The 18,227-nt window shown below is 63.6% G+C and carries 13 protein-coding genes and 1 pseudogene; 9 read left to right on the plus strand and 5 right to left on the minus strand.

What is annotated here, in order from left to right; translation table 11 throughout:
- The first annotated feature begins 122 nt into the window (after positions 1-122).
- The 5 genes from CMASS_RS03475 (at position 123) to CMASS_RS03495 (ending at position 4,946) form a co-directional block, all read left to right on the plus strand.
- Positions 123-923 carry a carbohydrate ABC transporter permease gene (locus CMASS_RS03475; RefSeq protein WP_022862833.1) on the plus strand — a complete coding sequence of 267 codons (801 nt, stop codon included), beginning with the start codon at positions 123-125 and terminating at the stop codon, positions 921-923.
- Between the two features lie 75 nt (positions 924-998).
- Positions 999-2,312: an ABC transporter substrate-binding protein gene (locus CMASS_RS03480; RefSeq protein WP_022862832.1), complete on the plus strand. Its 1,314-nt coding sequence runs from the start codon at positions 999-1,001 to the stop codon at positions 2,310-2,312.
- An 88-nt stretch (positions 2,313-2,400) separates the two neighbouring features.
- Positions 2,401-3,534 carry an ABC transporter ATP-binding protein gene (locus CMASS_RS03485; protein ID WP_022862831.1) on the plus strand — a complete coding sequence of 378 codons (1,134 nt, stop codon included), beginning with the start codon at positions 2,401-2,403 and terminating at the stop codon, positions 3,532-3,534.
- 263 nt (positions 3,535-3,797) lie between these two features.
- Positions 3,798-4,388, plus strand: coding sequence for a hypothetical protein (locus CMASS_RS03490; RefSeq protein ID WP_156831780.1), 591 nt, complete (start codon positions 3,798-3,800; stop codon positions 4,386-4,388).
- 231 nt (positions 4,389-4,619) lie between these two features.
- Complete coding sequence (locus tag CMASS_RS03495; RefSeq protein WP_022862828.1) at positions 4,620-4,946, plus strand: putative quinol monooxygenase; 327 nt, start codon at positions 4,620-4,622, stop codon at positions 4,944-4,946.
- A gap of 56 nt (positions 4,947-5,002) precedes the next feature.
- On the opposite strand, the gene CMASS_RS03500 is transcribed toward CMASS_RS03495, so the two are convergent.
- Positions 5,003-5,842: an HAD family hydrolase gene (locus CMASS_RS03500; RefSeq protein ID WP_022862827.1), complete on the minus strand. Its 840-nt coding sequence runs from the start codon at positions 5,840-5,842 to the stop codon at positions 5,003-5,005.
- A gap of 45 nt (positions 5,843-5,887) precedes the next feature.
- On the opposite strand from CMASS_RS03500, the gene CMASS_RS03505 reads away from it, so the two are divergent.
- Positions 5,888-6,937 (plus strand): 3-hydroxyisobutyryl-CoA hydrolase, encoded by a 1,050-nt coding sequence (locus tag CMASS_RS03505; protein WP_022862826.1) that lies wholly within the window; start codon positions 5,888-5,890, stop codon positions 6,935-6,937.
- 251 nt (positions 6,938-7,188) lie between these two features.
- Entirely contained in the window at positions 7,189-8,658 is a 1,470-nt protein-coding gene (locus CMASS_RS03510) for a dicarboxylate/amino acid:cation symporter (RefSeq protein WP_022862825.1), read from the plus strand.
- Between the two features lie 126 nt (positions 8,659-8,784).
- On the opposite strand, the gene CMASS_RS03515 is transcribed toward CMASS_RS03510, so the two are convergent.
- Both CMASS_RS03515 and CMASS_RS03520 read right to left on the minus strand, forming a co-directional pair.
- Positions 8,785-9,933, minus strand: a complete 1,149-nt coding sequence (locus tag CMASS_RS03515) for a glycosyltransferase family 4 protein (protein ID WP_022862824.1) — start codon at positions 9,931-9,933, stop codon at positions 8,785-8,787.
- 12 nt (positions 9,934-9,945) lie between these two features.
- The gene (locus tag CMASS_RS03520) at positions 9,946-11,145 is read right to left on the minus strand and encodes an NAD-dependent epimerase/dehydratase family protein (RefSeq protein WP_022862823.1); all 1,200 of its coding nucleotides are present in this window, start codon (positions 11,143-11,145) and stop codon (positions 9,946-9,948) included.
- A gap of 296 nt (positions 11,146-11,441) precedes the next feature.
- On the opposite strand from CMASS_RS03520, the gene CMASS_RS03525 reads away from it, so the two are divergent.
- A complete protein-coding gene (locus tag CMASS_RS03525) occupies positions 11,442-12,995 on the plus strand; it encodes an SLC13 family permease (protein WP_022862822.1) in 1,554 nt (517 codons plus the stop codon).
- A 43-nt stretch (positions 12,996-13,038) separates the two neighbouring features.
- Positions 13,039-14,274 carry a YihY/virulence factor BrkB family protein gene (locus CMASS_RS03530; protein ID WP_022862821.1) on the plus strand — a complete coding sequence of 412 codons (1,236 nt, stop codon included), beginning with the start codon at positions 13,039-13,041 and terminating at the stop codon, positions 14,272-14,274.
- Between the two features lie 31 nt (positions 14,275-14,305).
- Here CMASS_RS03530 and CMASS_RS03535 read toward each other — a convergent pair whose 3' ends face one another.
- Together CMASS_RS03535 and CMASS_RS03540 are read right to left on the minus strand one after the other, a co-directional pair.
- Positions 14,306-14,899, minus strand: coding sequence for a TetR/AcrR family transcriptional regulator (locus CMASS_RS03535; RefSeq protein ID WP_022862820.1), 594 nt, complete (start codon positions 14,897-14,899; stop codon positions 14,306-14,308).
- Positions 14,900-15,716: 817 nt separating this feature from the next.
- Positions 15,717-18,071, minus strand: a pseudogene (locus CMASS_RS03540) (MMPL family transporter); the annotation flags it as partial.
- Positions 18,072-18,227 lie beyond the last annotated feature (156 nt).

Raw genomic sequence — 18,227 nt, forward strand, 5'->3', positions numbered from 1 at the left:
CGCGGGGAGTTCCGCAACCGGTCCCGGGCAGCCAAGGCCGAGGCGAACCTGTGATCACCGACAAACAGCGTCGGCGCCTCGGAACCGAAGGAGTGGACAATGCGTCCACTACACAAAAGGTGATGGGGTACATCGGCCTGTTCTTTGCCGTGTGCCTGATCCTCGTACCGTTGTACTTCATCACCATCACCTCCTTGAAGTCCTATTCGGAGGTGTACTCGGATCCGATCACTTTCTGGCCGAGCTCGTGGGTACCGGGAAACTATTCGCACGTGTGGAACACGTCGGGGTTCGTCTATTACCTGCGTAATTCGATCTTCATCACGCTGATCCTCACCGTGGTGAAGATCGTGCTCGGGGTGGCCTCGGCATACGCGTTCGCGTTTCTTCGGTTCCCGCTCAAAAACCTGCTGTTCGTTCTGGTCATCGCGGCTCTGATGGTGCCCGGACAAATCACCATCATTTCCAACTACGCGCTCGTGGCAGCGATGGGGTGGCGCAATACGTACCTAGGCGTCATTCTCCCGCTATCCGGCGTGGCCTTTGGCTGCTTCCTGATGAAAAACCACTTCGAATCGTTACCGAAGGAAGTTCTAGAAGCGGCCGAAATGGACAACGCTGGGTTCCTGACCAAGCTATTCCGCGTGGTCTTACCCATGTCGTGGCCTACCCTTTCCGCTTTCGTGGTCATCACGATTGTCAACGAGTGGAACGAGTACCTCTGGCCCTTCCTCATTACGGACACCTCGGATGCGGCCACGCTGCCCATCGGTCTGACCCGCCTGCAAGAGGTGGAAGGCATGACCAACTGGGGCCCCGTTATGGCAGGCACAGTCCTCACCACTTTGCCCATGCTCATCGTTTTTCTGGTTATGCAGAAACCGATGATCAAAGGGCTCACCGCCGGGGCTGTAAAGGGCTAAAACCCGAGATAGCCTCCACTTCTTTTCCTCCCTACTAACCCTCACCACTTCAGATCCTGAAACGGAGAACTCATCATGAACAAGCGCATTAACTTCAAGCGCATGGCGGTTGCTGCGTCTACCGCTCTCGTGGCCTCTCTGACGCTGACCGCTTGTGCTGGCGGTTCCATGAACGAAGCCGGAAGCGACAAGTCCGGTGACGCGAACACGATCCAGTTCTGGTCGAACCACCCGGGTAGTTCGCGCGACCTTGAAGAAGAAATGATCAAGGAATTCGAAGAAGAAAACCCGGATCTCAAAGTCAAGCTCGTTGATGCTGGATCTTCCTACGAGGAAGTTGCTCAAAAGCTCAACGCGGCCCTGGCTGGCAACGACTTGCCTGATGTGTTCGTGGCCTCCGACATGACGTGGTTCAACTTCGCTCTCAATGGCTCATCAGAGAACCTTGATGAGCTGTGGGAAAAGGAAAACCTGAACCCGGATAGCTACGTCGATACCCTCCGCGAGGACTACAACTTCGACGGCAAGCACTACGGAGCCCCGTACTCTCGTTCCACGACGCTGATGTACTGGAACACCGACCAGCTCAAGGAAGCGGGTCTACCTACTGACCGCGGCCCCAAGGACTGGAAGGAATTCGCGGAGTGGGCTGACAAGCTCAAAGCGAAGACTGGCAAGCCGGCACTGACCATGGCATCTGGTGATGACTACCTGGATTGGTACTTCGAGGGAATGGCTTGGGCTTTCGGTGGCGGTTACTCGGATGACTGGGACCTGAAGTTCACTGACCCGAAGACGATCGAGGCAGCGAAGTTCCTCCAGGACCAGGTGAAGAAGGGCAACATCGAAATTGCGAAGGACCCGACCGTCTCGTTCGGCAACGGAAACGCATCCTCGTTTGTCGGTTCTACCGGTTCGCTTGGTGGTCTGACTGAGGCATCGGAAGTCCCATTCATTACGACCTACCTTCCGGGGCCGGGGCCGTCGGCTCCGACAGGCGGTGCTGGTCTCGCGATTCCGTCCAAGATTTCTGATGAACGGAAGTCTAACGCAATCAAGTTCATCGACTTTTTGACCAACACCGAAAACACCATCAAGTTCAGCCAGAAGACTGGTTACATGCCGGTGCGCAAAGATGCGCTGGATGATCCGAAGGAAAAGGAATTCCTGAAGGAGCACCCGAACGCTGAAACTTCGATTAAGCAGCTGACGGAGAACACCAAGCCGCAGGACAATGCCCGTGTGTTTGTTCCGGGCGGCGGGCAGCGCATCGGCGGCGCGTTGGACCGCATCACCCTCGGTGGGGAAGACGTCGACGAAGTGTTCAGCGGTGTCGAGAAAGAAACCCAGAGCACCATCGACTCGCAGATTGAACCGAAGCTGAAGTAAGGCAGTAAGACAGCAGGCGTCGGGCGCACCGGCGCGTATTCAATCACGTCTGCATGAAGTGCAGCGCGTAACGTTTGAAGGAGAGACCATGGCGACAGTTGAGTTGCGCCAAATTTCGCGAATCTACGACCCGAAGCGGCCACCGGCAGTAAACCGGATGCAGTTGGACATCGCTGACGGCGAGTTCCTCGTATTGGTCGGTCCGTCTGGTTGCGGAAAGTCCACGACGCTGCGCATGCTTGCTGGTTTGGAGCCCGTGGATGAAGGACAGGTCTTCATTGATGGGGAAGACGTAACTGAAAAGCGGGCTCGCCAACGCGACGTTGCCATGGTTTTCCAGTCTTATGCGCTGTATCCGAACATGACGGCCCGGCAGAATATGGCGTTCGCTCTTCAGAACGCGAAATTGGATAAGCACGTCATTAACGAGCGGGTACAGACCGCCGCGAAGATGCTCGAGCTAGAGGATCTTCTAGACAAGAAACCCTCGGCCATGTCTGGCGGCCAGCGTCAGCGCGTGGCGATGGGCCGTGCCATCGTGCGCGAGCCCAAGGTCTTCTTGATGGACGAGCCATTGTCCAACCTGGATGCCAAGCTGCGTGTGTCTACCCGTGCGCAGATTGCCGCCTTGCAGCGCAAGCTCAACACCACCACGGTTTACGTCACCCACGATCAGACCGAGGCGATGACTATGGGCGACCGGATCTGCGTACTTAACGATGGTGTCCTCCAGCAGGTTGATACCCCGGAGACCTTGTACAACAACCCAGGCAACACCTTCGTTGCGAGCTTCATTGGCTCGCCCGCGATGACGATTATTGAGGGCGTGCGCTTCGCCGACAGCGACGCGGTAATGGGGGCGAACCAGGGAATCAAGCTAGGTATGCCCCGCGAAGAGGCAGAGAAAGTCTCCGGTGACAACGTCATTGTGGGGATCCGGCCGGAGGGCTGGGAAGTGGTGTCAGCCGTAGAACCGCCGGAGGGGACGGCGGTTGAGCTCGAGGTTGTCATCGTTGAGCAACTCGGTGTCGAACAATATGCCTACTGCACACCAGTGGATGGTGTAGGCGCAGGGATCCATGTGCGCGGCCAGAACATCGCTGTTCGTGTGGACAAGCGCATCACGATCCAGCAAGGAGAACGAATTTGGGTTCGTCCGATTGCGGGGGAGCCGATTTTCTTCGAACCGGAAACGGAGATTAACTACAGCTATCTTGACTAGCTGGATTAAGCTAGCCAGCGACATGACCGGTTCCGCTGCCCACCTCGGTGGGAGCCCAGGGCCGGTCTTTGTGTACATAACTTAGGTTTACGCGTCCTCGTGGAAGTCCTCGTCGATGTCGCAACGCGTGAGCTCGAGGACTTTCTGGACGGCTACGCCGTAGGGGAGTATGAGCGACAGCGAGATAACAATGCCGTTGCGATCGCTAAAGAAATCGGCGAATCGCTTTCGTGTACGACGGTAAGCGCGCCATACTGAGTGGCATGCGTACTGTAAATGGAATTGTCTCCGTCACTGCCGCCTCCGTTCTGGCTCTGACAGGCGGCGTGGTTGCCCATGCTGAGCCTGCCCCGGCTCCGGCAGATGTGCCTGCTGCCGAGCAGCCGGCCCCGGATCTGGTGCCGGCGCACGATGGCCAGGGCTACGTCCCGGCGGAGGCCCCGGTTGTAGACGCGCCGGAGGCTGAGGTTCCGGAGGCAGACGCTGAGGCAGCGCCGGCTGCGATGGATCCGGAGCAGCAGGTACAGCTCCAGAAGGACTTGGCCGACGCGACGGTCGAGCACCTTACCCAGCAGGGCCACCACTTCGATGAGGACGCCCAGGCGATTGCTTCCGAGTGGGCACAGGAGGCCGCCACCGGCCAGGTTGAATTCGTCGGCGGCGTCGGCCAGGGCACCACGCACTTGGACGAGGGCATCGGCAACATCTACAAGCTCACCCCGCAGGAGGCCGAGGCACGCTACGAGTGGCTGCAGTCCCGCGAGGCGAACCCGTTCGATGATGGCCACGCCTTCGGCGTCGGTGCCTCGAGCGACGGTGAGTACTTCTACGTCGCGGAGTTCTTCGCCAACTAATCCAGCGTAGCTCAACCTAACAGAGGTTAGGAAACGAAAAGGCGGGCATGACGCCCGCCTTTTCGTGTGTCTGAGAGCCGTTCTTCTGGCAGTCCGCGAGTGTTGAACCCTTCCAAGCGCGAGATACTGGGATTTTCGCGGGTTTCTGCGACGATCTGCGGCGAAAATGGCCCACATCGCGCGCTGCGGGGTGTGGGCATCGGGCGGGCGAGCGCGGTTAGACTCGGGCGCATGATTTTCATCAACGTTCAGTTCCACGTAAAGCCCGAGTACGCCGACACCTTCCTCGACGAGATGGACTGGTTCACCCAGGCCTGCCGCGCCGAGGAGGGCAACCTCGACTTCAAGTGGTTCCGCGACCCGGAAGACAACCAGCGCTTCCTCCTGCTGGAGACCTACGCCGACGGCAAGGACGTCGACCACGTCCAGTCCGACCACTTCAAGCGCGCGTGCGAAGAATTCCCGAAGTACCTGCTCGAGACCCCGGACATCATCAACTTCCACATTGACGGAAAGACCGAGTGGGACAAGATGGCCGAGTTCGGCGTGGAGGACTAACCGCGAACGGGGCTAGCGCAGCAGAGCTACCCCCGGCAGGGATATCCCCCGCGGGGCTAGCCCAACCATTCCTCCAGCACCTGGATGACGCCCTGTTCAGTATTCGGCGGGGCGATGCGGTCGGCGATGTCTTTCAGCTTCTGGTGGCCGTTGTCCATCGCCACGGCGGTGCCGGCTGCCTGCAGTAGCTCGTAGTCGTTGAGGAAGTCGCCGAAGGCGGCGGTCTCCTCAATGGCAATGTCGAGCTTGTCCGCCAGGTGGCGCAGCGCGGCGCCCTTGTCTGCGCCCTCGGCCATCACGTCCACCCAAATCTGCCCGGAGACCGCGATGTTTAGCCCGGTGAGCTCGCGCTCGTAGACCGGCGCGACGTGCTCTTCGGTGCCATCGAAACACAACGTGGCCACCTTCGTGATGGTCTCACTGTCCGCCACCGCCGCAAGGTCATCGACCTCTTTGAGCGCGTGGTAGTAATTACCCATCTCTTTCCGCGCCGCATCCGACGGCCCCTGAGTGGTAAAGGCGCATTCCGGCGAGCACAACACGATGTCGTGCGGTGCCGAGATATTAGAGGCGGCAGTGAGGAGGCGGTGGACATCGTCAGGCGCGATCGGCGTGGTGTCGATGACTTCGCCGCGGTGGAAGACCACCGTGCCATTCTCGGCGATGAAGGTGGAGGGGACGGCGCCGTTCGTGTCCGCGGAGAACATATCCCGCAGCGTGGCCAGCTGCCGGCCCGAGGCCGGGGCAATGGCGATGTTGCGGTCCTGCGCCGCGGCAAGCAGGTCCCAGAACTTCTCTGGAATGTTGCCGTCGCCGTCGAGCAGGGTGCCGTCCATGTCGAGCGCAATAAGCCGCGGGCACTGAGCGGGGGAGCGATGCGCGTGATCACTGGTCATGGTGAAGCCGAAAAAGTCCTTTCGTGATGTGGAACACTTGGGTCTATGACTGCAGCAGACGAAAAGCCCGTTATCACTGACGTTCGAAACACTACCGGAGGCATCACCCTCAACCGCCCGCGTGCGCTCAACTCACTGAACCCGGAAATGGTCACCATCGTTGCGGACGCGTTGGACGCCTGGCGTGACGATGCCTCCGTCACCCAAATCCTCATCCACTCCGCAAGTGAGAAAGCCTTCTGCGCCGGCGGCGACGTCCGTTGGGCCCGCGACAAGGAATTGGCGGGCGAGTCCGCGGAGGCCGACGAGTTCTTCGCGGCCGAGTATGCGATGAACGAGCAGATCGCGAAGTACCCGAAGCCATTCGTGGCCGTGCTGGACGGCGTGGTCATGGGCGGTGGCGTGGGCATTAGCCTGCACGGCAGCCACCGCGTGGTCACCGACAAGGCATTTATGGCCATGCCGGAGATGAACATCGGCTTTGTCACCGACGTCGCCGCCGGGTTCGCCGCCCAGCGCGCGGTGGGCACCCGGGGCACGGCGTCGCCGGCCGTGGCGAAGTTCTGGGCCATCACCGGCTACCGCCAGTACGCCGCCGACATGCTGTGGACCGGCCTGGCTACCCACTACGTGGACGATGCTGAGGCCACCATCCGGGCCATCATCGACCGCGGGGTGGACGCCGCGCTTTACGATGCTGCCCCTGGCGATGCCTCGTCTTCTGACGCTCCGCTCGCTGCCCTCGCCCCCGTCATCGAAGAGACCTTCTCGCACGCCACCTGGCAGGACATCTCCGCGGCGGTGCGGGAGTGCGGCGACGAGGATTTCATCGCGCAGGTAGAAAAGCTCACCGCGCAGGCCGCGCCCGCTTCGCTGGTAGCCGCCGCCGAACTTTTGCGCGCGGAAGAGCAGATGGACGACGTGCGCGAGGCCCTGGATGCCGAGAAGCGGCTCGGCGAGTACATGCGGCGGCGCCGCGACTTCGCCGAGGGCGTGCGCGCGGTGTTGGTGGACAAGCGGCCGGATGCGGACTTCGACCCGTCACGTACCGATGCCGTCGACCCCAGCGAGTTCCGCGCCGCGCTAGGGGTGTAGCGGGCAGGCAGCCTGCGTGTGTCTCGCGACGCCAGCGTGTGGCGCTTACCTCTGAATTAATTCGAACCGATCGGTCTACTTGCGGCGAACCTGCACGTTCGCCGGCACGTCCCGCTTTGTGTCTTAGCTGGAATAATTCTAGGATGTAGATGTTTCATCAAGTGGAATGTGAAAATCATAAAGGTAGACCGATCGGTTCGCTCATGGGTGCGGACTATCGGCCACTTACTGGTTTATAGAAAGTGGGGACAATGTCCGCTCCAGAAACATCCGCCGCGCCCGCGCGCGGGCGGCAGCGCGAGGAGGCCGCGCCGAAGAAGTCCGGCCTTCCCGGCTGGGCCACCGGCTTCGGCGCCCAGGTTATCGCGGGTCTCATCATCGGCCTCGTCTTGGGCTTTGTCGCCCGCATGGACGGCTTTGACTGGCTGGCCACCGCCATGACCGGGATTGGCGATACCTACATTCAGCTCCTCAAGGTCATGATCCCGCCGCTGGTCTTTACTGCCGTGGTCACCTCCGTGGCCAACCTGCGCAAGGTCACCAACGCGGCCCGGCTGGCTATCTCCACGCTGGTGTGGTTCGCCATCACCGCGTTCTTCTCGGTGCTCGCCGGCGTCGTGGCCGCCGAGGTGCTCCGCCCGGGTGCTGGCACCAGCATCGATCCGTCGACGGCCGCCGCGCCGACCCACACCGGTTCTTGGATGGGCTTCTTGCAGTCCATTGTCCCGGCCAACATCATCGGTCTCACCGGTAAGTTCGACCCGGAAGAGCTGACCGTCGGCCTGACCTTCAACGTCCTGCAGATCTTGGTCATTTCCCTGGCCATCGGCGTCGCCGCGGTCAAGGCGGGCCGCGCGGCCGAGCCGTTCCTGCGGTTTACCGAGTCCTTCCTCAAGGTCATCCAGACCGTTCTGTGGTGGATCATCCGCTTGGCGCCGATTGGTACGGCGGCGCTCATCGGCAAGGCCGTGGCCACTTACGGTTGGGAAGCACTCGGCTCGCTGGGCAAGTTCGTGCTCGCCATCTACGTGGGCCTCGCACTGGTGCTGTTCGTCATCTACCCGCTGACCGCACTGTTCAACGGCATCCCGGTCGCCGGTTTCGCCCGCCGCGTGTGGCCGGTGTTCTCCCTGGGGTTTGTGTCCCGCTCCTCGATGGGCGTCATGCCGGTCACTCAGCGCGTGACCGAGAAGTCCATGGGTGTGCCGAAGGAGTACGCGTCCTTCTCCATCCCGCTGGGCGCGGCCACCAAGATGGACGGCTGCGCGTCGGTCTACCCGGCCGTTGCCGCTATCTTCGTCGCGCAGTTCTACGGCATTGAGCTGTCGTTTACGCAGTACCTGCTCATCGTGTTCGTCTCCGTCATTGGCTCCGCCGCCACGGCGGGCACCACCGGCGCGACGGTCATGCTCACACTGACGCTGTCCACGCTGGGCCTGCCGCTCGAGGGTGTGGGCCTGCTGCTGGCCACCGAGCCGATCATCGACATGGGCCGCACCGCGGTCAACGTCACCGGCCAGTCCCTGGTCGCCACCGTGGTAGCCAAGCGCGCCGGCATCCAAGACCAAGAGATGTGGGACCGGGCCGCCGGCGGCGTCAACGTTCTCGAGCCGTCGAAGCTGCGTGACGATGCCGAACGCGAAGCTACCGAACGCGAAGCTACCGACCGCGGAGCTGTCGACCGCGAGTCCGCCGACTCTGACCTCGTCTCCGCGCGCTAGGCATCGCGCCCTCCAAGCGCGCCCTACAACCCAAAAGCTCCCGACCTCGCCGAAACAATCTGGCGGGGGAGGGAGCTTTGTCCGTTTTGCGGTGAGCCCCTGCGATTCACACCGCGGGTGGGTCCGCTAACCGCGGTGTAAGGGGGCGTCGAGGGCTTCCTGGTAGGCATCGACAAGCGCGAGCGTCGACTCGCGCCACGAGAACTTTTCGGCCTCGGCGCGGGCGGCGCGGCCCATCGAAAAGCGGCGGTCCCGGTCGAGCAATATCTCCGTGAGCGCGTCGGCCCAGGCCTGGTCGTCGGCGTCCTCGTCGACGAGGAGGCCGGTCTCGCCGTCGTCGATGACGAACGGGATGCCGCCGGCGCGGGTGCCCACCACGGGCACGCCCGACGCGAACGACTCGAGGGCCACCAGGCCCAGCGTCTCGGTCGCTGACGGGAACGCGAACACGTCGCCGCTGGCGAACGCCGCTGCGAGCTCGTCGCCGGACAGGTACCCGGTAAACACGGCGTCCTCGCTCTGGTCCGCGAAGTCCTGCTGGATCTGCTCAAAGTGCGGGCCCGCGCCCACCAGCGCCAGGCGGGCTGCCGGGACCTCCTCGCGCACCAGCTGCATGACGTGGGCGAGCCGGTCGAGGTCCTTTTCTTTGGAAATGCGCCCGATGTAGGTCACCAGCGGCGCGTCCGGGTGGCCGCCGGTGAGGCGCTCGCGCATCTCGCGGGTGGCCTGGTCGGGGCGGTAGAGCGCGGTATCCACCGCCTTGGGCCACAGCTTCACGTTGGGGAATCCGAGCCCGCGCGCCTTGTCCACCATCGGCGCCGACGTGCACAGGTTCACCGACGCGCGCCCGTGCAGGTAGCCCAAAGCCTTCTCCGCAAGCGGGCGCACCCAGCCGATGCCCAACGCGTCGGTGTATTCCGGGATATTCGTGTGGAAGCTGCACACCAGCGGGTACGCGTCCCACTGGGCAAGCAAGACGCCATACGCGCTGGTCCAGATCGGGTTCACCGCGTGCACGACGTCCGGGTCGAACTCGCGCAGCTTCGCCACCATGCGCGGATCGGGCAGGCCCCACTTGATCTCCGGGTAGACGTTGAGTGACAGCGACGGGATCTTGTAGACCTCAAAGCCCGCGTACGTCTCCGGCGGGGTGCCGGGGGCGAAGATGAGCACCTCGTGGCCGAGCTCGGCAAGCTGGTCCAGGGTGCGCGTCACGCGGGTGACCACGCCGTCGATTTTGGGCAGGAAGACTTCGGTGAATAAGGCGATGCGCACGTGCGGGTACCTTTATTTCGCCTCGGAGTCCGGCACACCCGCCGCCTGGTTCTGCGTCCACAGCGACTGCGCCGGGATCTTGGAGCGGTCCGCGCGGTCGGCGTAGCGCTTGGCCACGTGCTCGACCTCCTGCAACAGGCCCTCGGACAGGGTGGTCGGCTCCAAGCCCAGATCCAGGAACGTCGTGTTCGACGCGTAGAGCTCGTTTTCCGCCGACTCCTTGCGCGGGTTGGGCACGTAGGCGACCTCGGCGCCGGAGAACTTCGCCACCATCTCCGCCAAGTCGCGCACGCGGTGCGTTTCGGTCATCTGGTTGAAGATCTTGACTCGGTCGCCGCGCTCCGGCGGGTTCTTGAGTGCGATTTCCACGCACTTGGCCATATCCGAGATGTGGATGAACGCGCGGGTCTGCCCGCCGGTGCCGTGCACGGTCAGCGGGTAGCCCACGCCGGCCTGCATCAGAAAGCGGTTGAGCACGGTGCCGTAGTCGCCGTCGTAGTCGAAGCGGTTGATGAGCCGCTCGTCCTTCGCGGTCTGCTCCGTGAACGTGCCCCACACGATGCCTTGGTGCAGGTCCGTGACCCGCAGCTCGTCGTTCTTGGCGTAGTAGGCGAACAGGTGCTGATCCAGCACCTTTGTCATGTGGTACACCGAGCCCGGGTTGGAGGGGTAGAGGATGGATTGCTCGATGCGCTCGCCCTTATCCGTCGGCACCTCGACGTCGAGGTAGCCCTCGGGGATTTCCATGCCGGCGGTGCCGTAGCCGTACACGCCCATCGTCCCTAAATGCACGACGTGGATGTCCTGGCCGGACTCAACAATCGCGGCGAGCAGGTTGTGGGTGGCGTTGACGTTGTTGTCCACCGTGTAGCGCTTGGTGCGCGAGGACTTCATCGAATACGGCGCGGCGCGCTGTTCGGCGAAGTGGATGACGGCGTCGGGGCGTTCATCGATAAGAAACTGCAGCAGCCCGTCGTAGTCCTGGGCGACATCGATGTTGCGGAACCCGATGGTCTTGCCGGTTAGTTCCTGCCACGCCGCAATGCGCTTTTCGATGCCCGCAATCGGCGTCAGCGACTCCGCTCCCAGCTCCTTATCGATGGCCCTGCGGCTGAGGTTATCCACGATAACCACGTCGTTTCCGTGATCGGATAAGTGGAGTGAAGCCGGCCAACCGCAAAAACCATCGCCGCCAAGAACCGCAACTTTCACTGAAGACAACCTTTCTAACCGCTTACTGTGACGACGCTGAGCGTCGAACCTCCCCTACACGGTACTCGGCCCGTCCGGCTCCCGCCGTATGAAATCGGTTAACGCGAGATGACATCTCACGGGCCGAGCCGGGTGCGGCGGTGCCGCAGGGGTGCCGCAGCCTCGGCGCCGGCGCTGACCTTCCTACCGAGAGATATGTCATAGACCGGAAATTTCCAGCTCATGAGGTTAAAAGGTAACGTTTTTCGTAGTAAAGCCAAGAACTTTTCAACTAATGGGCAGGAAGTGTGCGGGCAGTGTCGACATCGCCAAGCTCGAATGCCGTAAAAGCAACAACCCAAGGTTCCGGTTCCGGGGCCGGCGCCGACAACGACAGCGCGCCCGAGAAGCGCAAGAACAAGAAGACCGGCAAGATCGTCGCCTTCTTCCTGGCGTTCGCGGCGCTCGCGGCCGTTTTGTTCCTGCCGATGGACACCCTCGACCGCCCCGGCCAGATCGCGCTGGCGATGCTCGCCTTCGCCGTCATCATGTGGGTCTCCGAGGCGGTAACCTACCCGGTCAGCTCCGTGCTCATCCTGGGGCTTATTTCCCTGCTGCTCGGGTTTAGCCCCGACCCGGACAAACCGGGCGAGCTCATCGGCACCAGCGCGGCGTTGAAGACGGCGATGTCGGGCTTTTCGTCATCGGCAGTCGCGCTCGTGGCGGCCGCGCTCGCGCTGGCCACCGCCATGCAGGCGACCGGGCTGCACCAGCGGCTCGCGCTCTACGTGCTCAAGTTCGCCGGCGAGAAGACCTCGCGCATCGTCGTCGGCTCGATTGTCATCTCTATCATCCTGGCGTTTTTCGTACCGTCCGCCACGGCCCGCGCCGGCGCCGTCGTGCCCATCCTGCTCGGCATGGTCGCCGCCTTCGGCCTGTCGGTGAACTCGAAGCTGTCCGCACTGCTCATCATCACCGCGACGCAGGCGGTGTCCATCTGGAACGTCGGCATCAAGACCGCGGCCGCGCAGAACCTCGTCGCCGTCGGCTTCATCGAGGACCAAATGGGCCAAAGCGTGTCCTGGGGCCAGTGGTTCCTGTGGGCGGCGCCGTGGTCGGTGGTCATGTCCATCGCGCTGTATTTCATCATGCGCGCGGCCATCAAGCCGGAGGCCGAGTCCATCGCCGGCGGCCGCGAGCTGGTTAGCGAAAAGCTGCGCGAGATGGGCCCGATGAGCGGGGAGGAAAAGCGTCTGACCGCCATCGCGGTCGTGCTGCTCGCGTTCTGGGCTACCGAGGGCGTACTGCACCCGATCGACTCGTCGGTCATCACCATCGTCGCGGTCGGCTTCATGCTCCTGCCGGGCATTGGCGTGATGGACTGGAAGTACGCACAAAACCACATCAACTGGGGCACGCTCATCGTCTTCGCCGTGGGTATCTCGCTGGGGTCGTTCCTGCTCAACACCGGCGCGGCCGCGTGGCTGTCCGAAAAGACCTTCGGTGCGCTGGGGCTGGCTAGCTTGCCGATGCTCGCCACCATCGCCATCGTCGCCCTCTTCAACATCCTCATCCACCTGGGTTTTGCCTCGGCGACCTCGCTGGCGTCCGCGCTTATCCCGGTGTTTATCGCGCTGGCCAGCACCCTGGACGCGCCGAACGGCGGCATCGGTTTCGTCATCATCCAGCAGTTCGTCATCTGCTTCGGCTTCCTGCTGCCGGTCTCCGCGCCGCAGAACATGCTCGCCTACGGCACCGGTGCGTTCACCACGAAGCAGTTTTTGAAGACGGGCATTCCGCTCACCGTCGTGGGCTACCTTCTGGTGCTTGTGCTTTCCGCGACGTACTGGCACTGGATCGGCCTGGTGTAGCCGCGGCCTGGTGTAGGCGCGGTCTGGTCTAGGCTAAGGCGGCATGGCACTCAGCGCGGAACCCACGGACCCGGACTACGAGTCCGACGACGTTGCGTCCTACCGCACCGAGCTGGTCATGCGGTACGGGCCCGGGCAGATCCGCGCGCTGCCGCCGCGATCGCTGCAGCCGAACCCCCTGCGCGGGAGGAATAATCGGCTGCAATGGGCGAGCTGGTGGCACATCGTCAAGCGCGTCGTCTACGACTTCGGGTACGACGCGATGGTGGACAAGGCCGCCACGCTGACCTATTACACGGTCCTGTCGCTCGCGCCGACCATCGTGGCGGCGTATTCCATCGTCCTGCTGCTTCTGCCGCGGGGGAGCGCGGACGGCGTGGAGCTTATCGATGAGCTCATCGTCAACTACCTGCCGCCCTCCCTCCACGACGACGCCGGGGCCTTCGTGCACGCGATTGTGGGCACAAGCGCGGACAGCACCGTCGCGCTGGTGATTTCGATTCTGGTGTCGCTGATTTCGGCGTCGGCGTATGTGCGTGCGTTCTCCCGCAGCGCCAACGTCATGTACGGCCGGGCGGAAGGCCGCGGCATCGTGCGCACCTGGCTCGGCATGTGGGGCGTGACCGTGCTGTTGGTGGTGGGCGGCGTTGCGCTCATGCTCGCGGCGCTGCTGCGGGAATCCATCGTGTTGGGCGTGCTCGAGCCCATCGCGGAGCCGCTGCACATCACGGGCACGGTCGAGTACTTGACGTCGATTTTCCTGCCGGTGTGGCGGTGGGTGCGCTACCCGGTCATCGTGGTCATTGCCGTGGTGCTACTGGCGATGCTGTACTACCTCACCCCGAACGTTCGGCCGGGCAAGCTGCGGCTGCTCACCCTGGGCTCCACGTTCGCGCTTATCGTGTGCGGCCTCGTGTGGGGCGGGTTCAGCGTGTACCTCACCGTGGTGGGGGTCAGTAGCGCCTACGGCGCGTTCGGCACCGCGCTGGCCGTGCTCGTGGGCACGTGGCTGGGCAACTTGTGCCTGCTCATCGGCGTGAAAATCGACGCAGAAGTGTTGCGCGTCAAAGAAATCCAGGCCGGGTACGGCTCGGAGGAGTTCATCCATGCCGCGCCGAAGTCCGATGCCGCGGTGCGGGCCCGGCTGCGCCAGCTGCGGTCGCTGCGCAAGAGCGCGGCGGCGATTGAGAAGAGCTCGCCGCGCGTGGGCAGCGGGCGCGGGCACGCGAGCATGCGCGTGAAAGGCCAGCAGCCGGAGGACAACCCCGCGGCTGAGTAGGGCCGGCCCCGCCCCCGGTGCCGAGCGCCTTTTACGAGGTCGTTCGCAGCACTTTAAACGCGGTGCGCACTATCTCGCGGCCCTGTTCCGGATCGCGCGGCTCCGGCAGCTTGTAGTACTCGCTGATCGCCGCTGCGCCGACCGAGCTACAGGCGGCGAACAGGATCCGGGATTCCACCGGCGAATCCAGATGCGAGCGGCGCCCGAACTCCCGCACGAGCGGCTCCAACAGGCGCTCCATCTGCCGCGGCTCGTTTTGCGGCGGCCGTCCCATGCGCTTGACGCGGTCGGCCACCAGCAGCAGGGAAGACAGGGAGTGCAGGTGCGCGGTGGTGTCCTCGACGGCGTCGGAAAACAATTTCTCGGCGGCATCGACAGTCGAGTACTCGTCCGACAGCGCGGCCAAGTCATCGGCCGCGGCGCTAATCGATGTCTCCGTAAACACCAACAACGCCTCATGCAGGTCGGAGAAGTAGTTGTGGAAGGTGCGGGCGGAAATGCCCGCCTCATCCGCAACCCGGCTGACGGTCAGCTCGTCGACGCCGTCGTCGAGGATGATCCGCGCTGTCGAATCCGCGATCGCCTGCCGAGTGGCCTGCTTTTTGGTCTCGCGGAGACTAGCCATGGAACCAGTCGCCCCAGTTCCGGCCCCGGCCGCTCTTCGCGTCGCCGAACTCGTCGCGCAGCTTCTTCTCGCCGCGGCGCTTGAACTTGCTCAGCTTGTCGCTGAGGTCGTCGTCCTCGCGCAGGAGATCATCTAGGCGCTTGCGGCCGCGGCGGCTGCCGCGCAGCTTTTTCTCGAGGTACTCAGCACGATCGGCGCGGTCGCGCTCGGCGCGCACGTCCCGCGGCAGCAGGTGATCGAACTGCTTGTCGTTTTTACGGTTGCCCAGCGAGCCGCCGACAAACGCCGCAAGCGCGGCTGCGGCCGTGGTGCCGCCCAAGAGCCACACCACGCGGTTATCCAGGTTGCGGAAGAAACGCGAGATTGCCGAGCCCTTCCCGGCAGGGTGCGCGCCAGCCGCAGCGCCCGCGCCAGCAGCCGCGCCGCCACCGTGGTTGAGCGGGGAATCGGCATACGGGTAGGACGCGGTCTTGCCGGTGTGCAGCTGGTTGCCCGCCACCGACTTTTCGCCCTCGCGGACGTGGCCGCCGTCGTGTGTGGCCGGGGTGACGTCGATGTCTTCCGGATCGGTGGAGTGCTCGTCGGCGTGGGTGTCTACGTAACCGACCAGCTCCGCGTACCCGCGCGGCGTCTCGCGCGGGTCGGACTGCGTGTCGCCCGAGTGCGCCTGGTGAGTGCGCTGTGCGTCGGCGTGTTGCGCGTCGGCGGCCGAGTTGCTGACCGGGCGGCTCAAACCGTGAGAATCATCCATAGTTTCGTGTCCTGTCGTCGCATCGGTGCGGGCCATCGCCCCGCTGGTGTTTCCGGAGGCCGCCGCGAGCTGGGCATTCTCCCGCTGCAGGGCCTCGCCTTCGATGTCCATATTAGGCAGGAACTTATCCAGCCACCGCGGAATCCACCACGCCTTGCGGTCCAACAGGTACATCGTCGCCGGGATGATGGTCATGCGGACGACGAAGGCATCGAAAAGAACGCCCACGGCGAGTGCGAAGCCCATGGTCTTGATGAACGGCTCGTCCATCAACATGAACGCCGCGAAAACCGAGGTCATAATCAGCGCGGCGGCGGTGACCACCCGGGCGCCGTGCTTGAAACCGTTCGCGGTCGCATTGCCGGCGGTCTTGCCGCGGGAGACAAAGCCCTCGCGCATGCGGGTGACCAGGAAGACCTGGTAGTCCATCGCCAGGCCGAACGTCAGGCCGATGAGCATGATCGGCAGGAAGGACAGCAGCGGCTGCGGGTCGTCGATGATGCCGAACATGCCTTCCTGGAAGATGGCGACGGTGATGCCGAAGGCGGCGGCCATCGACAAGCCGAAGCCCAGCGCCGCGATGAGCGGCACCCAGATGGAACGGAAGACGAGCAGCAACACGATGAACGCGAGCCCCAGCACGATGGCCAGGTAGGGGACAAGCACGTCGGTGAGGCGCTCGGAGATGTCATCGAAAATCGGCGTGACGCCGGTGATGCCGAAGGTAGCGCCGGTCTCCGACTCGAAGTCCGCCTGGTAGTCGCGCAGGCGGTTAAGGGTGTCGGTGGTGGCCTCGTCGGTAGCGCCGGTGGTCGGGGTGATAAGCACCTGGGCGGCGTCCATGTTGTCCGTGGTCTGGACGATCTGGGCGTTGTCCACACCCTCGGTGTCGTTGAACTTCGCCAGCACGTCGCTGTAAGCCTGCATCCGGTCCTGCTCGGCCACGTCGGCGGTGTCCACGTAGGCGACCATCGGGGCGTTGCGGCCCGGGCCGAAGGCGTCGGCGGTCATTTCGTACGCGTCGCGTTGCGATGACCCGAGCTTCGCGGTGCCGTCGGTGGGCATCGCCAAGCTGAGCTTGCCGGCGGGGATGGCCAGCACGCCGAGCAGCACCACGCCGGCGATGAGGTTCAGCCACGGGTGGCGGCGGATCTGGCGGGCCCACTTCAGGCCCATGGTCGGCTTCTCGTCCTCCGGGTCTGGGACCTGTGGGCCCGGCACGCGGCCGGCGAAGATCTTGGTGCCCAAAAGCCCCAGCAGGGCCGGGATGAAGGTCAGCGACACCAGCACGGCGATGGCGACGGTCGCGGCGGCCGCAAGCGCCATCGTGGTGAGGAACGGGATGTTGATGATGGACAGCGCCGCCAGCGCGATGAGCACCGTCACGCCGGCAAACAGGACCGACGAGCCGGCAGTGCCCAGCGCCATGCCCATCGCGTGGGCGCGGGTCTTTTTGTCCATTGACTTGAGCGCGGCCGCCAACTCCTTCGGTGTCAGGTCGTTGAGGCCGGAGGAGGTGATGAGCTCGTTGCGGTAGCGGTTGACGATGAACAGCGCGTAGTCAATGCCCACCGCCAGGCCAATCATGGATGCGAGCATCGGGGTGACTTCCGAGATGCTGTCCGTGAACACGGTGCACAGCTGCACGCCGAGCAGGCCGATGGCCACGCCGATCACCGCGGAGATAAGTGGCATGCCCGCGGCGATGAGCGAGCCGAACGTGACGATGAGCACCACCGCCGCCACCGCCAGGCCGATGGTCTCGGAGGTCATGTCCATGTCCTGGCCGGCGGACTGGAAGGCGTTGCCGCTGTACTTGGCGGCGATGTGCGCGGCGCCGTTTTCGCCGGCGTCGTAGCGGTCGATGACGTCTGTGACCGCGTCTTTCGCGTCGGGGTCGATCTCCATGACCTCCGGCGCGTCGAACGTGACGGTGAAGGTGCCGGTGCGCTGGTCCTCGCTGAGCGGGGAGAGCGCCTTGAGGTCGGAGGCGATCTGCTCCTTCGGCGTGCCCTGCGCGGCTTTTTGCTCGCCGAGCTGCTTTTCCATGCCCTTAGCGGCGAGCACCGGGTTGACCATTTCGTCGCTGTCTTCGAGTGCGCCGGTTGCCCGCAGGTCATCGATCAGCGAGTCGACCTCGTTCATCACCTCCGGGTCGGTGAGCTTTTTGCCCTCCGGCGCCTGTACGAGCACGGTGCCGGTGGGCTCGCTCATGGCATCCGAGTCGTTGCCGAAGCGCTCGTTCATCTTGTCCTGGGTGACGGTGGAGTCCATCTCCGGCATGGTGAAGTTCGGGTTCGGCTCCTTGGCAAACCCGGCAGCCAGCCCGCCCATCGCGACGAGCAGGACGAGCCAGAAGGCTAGAAACGGCCAAACTTTTCTGTAAGACCAGCTGCCGATGCGGTACAGCAGTCGGGACATATAAGATTCCTTTCGCGGAATGAGCGGGGAGAAAAATACGAACGTTGCACACTCTATGCAAATTTGCGGGAACTGTGCAATTTCTTCGGCTGTGTTCGCGGGTTCGCTGCCGGGCCCGTGCGGGGGCGCCGGTTGCCGTAGTGGGCGTCGGCGGGC

Source organism: Corynebacterium massiliense DSM 45435 (assembly GCF_028609805.1).
GTDB classification, from domain to species: domain Bacteria; phylum Actinomycetota; class Actinomycetes; order Mycobacteriales; family Mycobacteriaceae; genus Corynebacterium; species Corynebacterium massiliense.

Bases quoted from the DNA above. Each gene is read 5' to 3' on its own strand.
- CMASS_RS03530 (WP_022862821.1), top strand. From the start codon at position 13,039: ATGGCACTCAGCGCGGAACCCACGGACCCGGACTACGAGTCCGACGAC.
- CMASS_RS03485 (WP_022862831.1), top strand. From the start codon at position 2,401: ATGGCGACAGTTGAGTTGCGCCAAATTTCGCGAATCTACGACCCGAAG.
- CMASS_RS03495 (WP_022862828.1), top strand. From the start codon at position 4,620: ATGATTTTCATCAACGTTCAGTTCCACGTAAAGCCCGAGTACGCCGAC.
- CMASS_RS03505 (WP_022862826.1), top strand. From the start codon at position 5,888: ATGACTGCAGCAGACGAAAAGCCCGTTATCACTGACGTTCGAAACACT.
- CMASS_RS03535 (WP_022862820.1), bottom strand. From the start codon at position 14,899: ATGGCTAGTCTCCGCGAGACCAAAAAGCAGGCCACTCGGCAGGCGATC.
- CMASS_RS03480 (WP_022862832.1), top strand. From the start codon at position 999: ATGAACAAGCGCATTAACTTCAAGCGCATGGCGGTTGCTGCGTCTACC.
- CMASS_RS03500 (WP_022862827.1), bottom strand. From the start codon at position 5,842: ATGACCAGTGATCACGCGCATCGCTCCCCCGCTCAGTGCCCGCGGCTT.
- CMASS_RS03475 (WP_022862833.1), top strand. From the start codon at position 123: ATGGGGTACATCGGCCTGTTCTTTGCCGTGTGCCTGATCCTCGTACCG.
- CMASS_RS03490 (WP_156831780.1), top strand. From the start codon at position 3,798: ATGCGTACTGTAAATGGAATTGTCTCCGTCACTGCCGCCTCCGTTCTG.
- CMASS_RS03510 (WP_022862825.1), top strand. From the start codon at position 7,189: ATGTCCGCTCCAGAAACATCCGCCGCGCCCGCGCGCGGGCGGCAGCGC.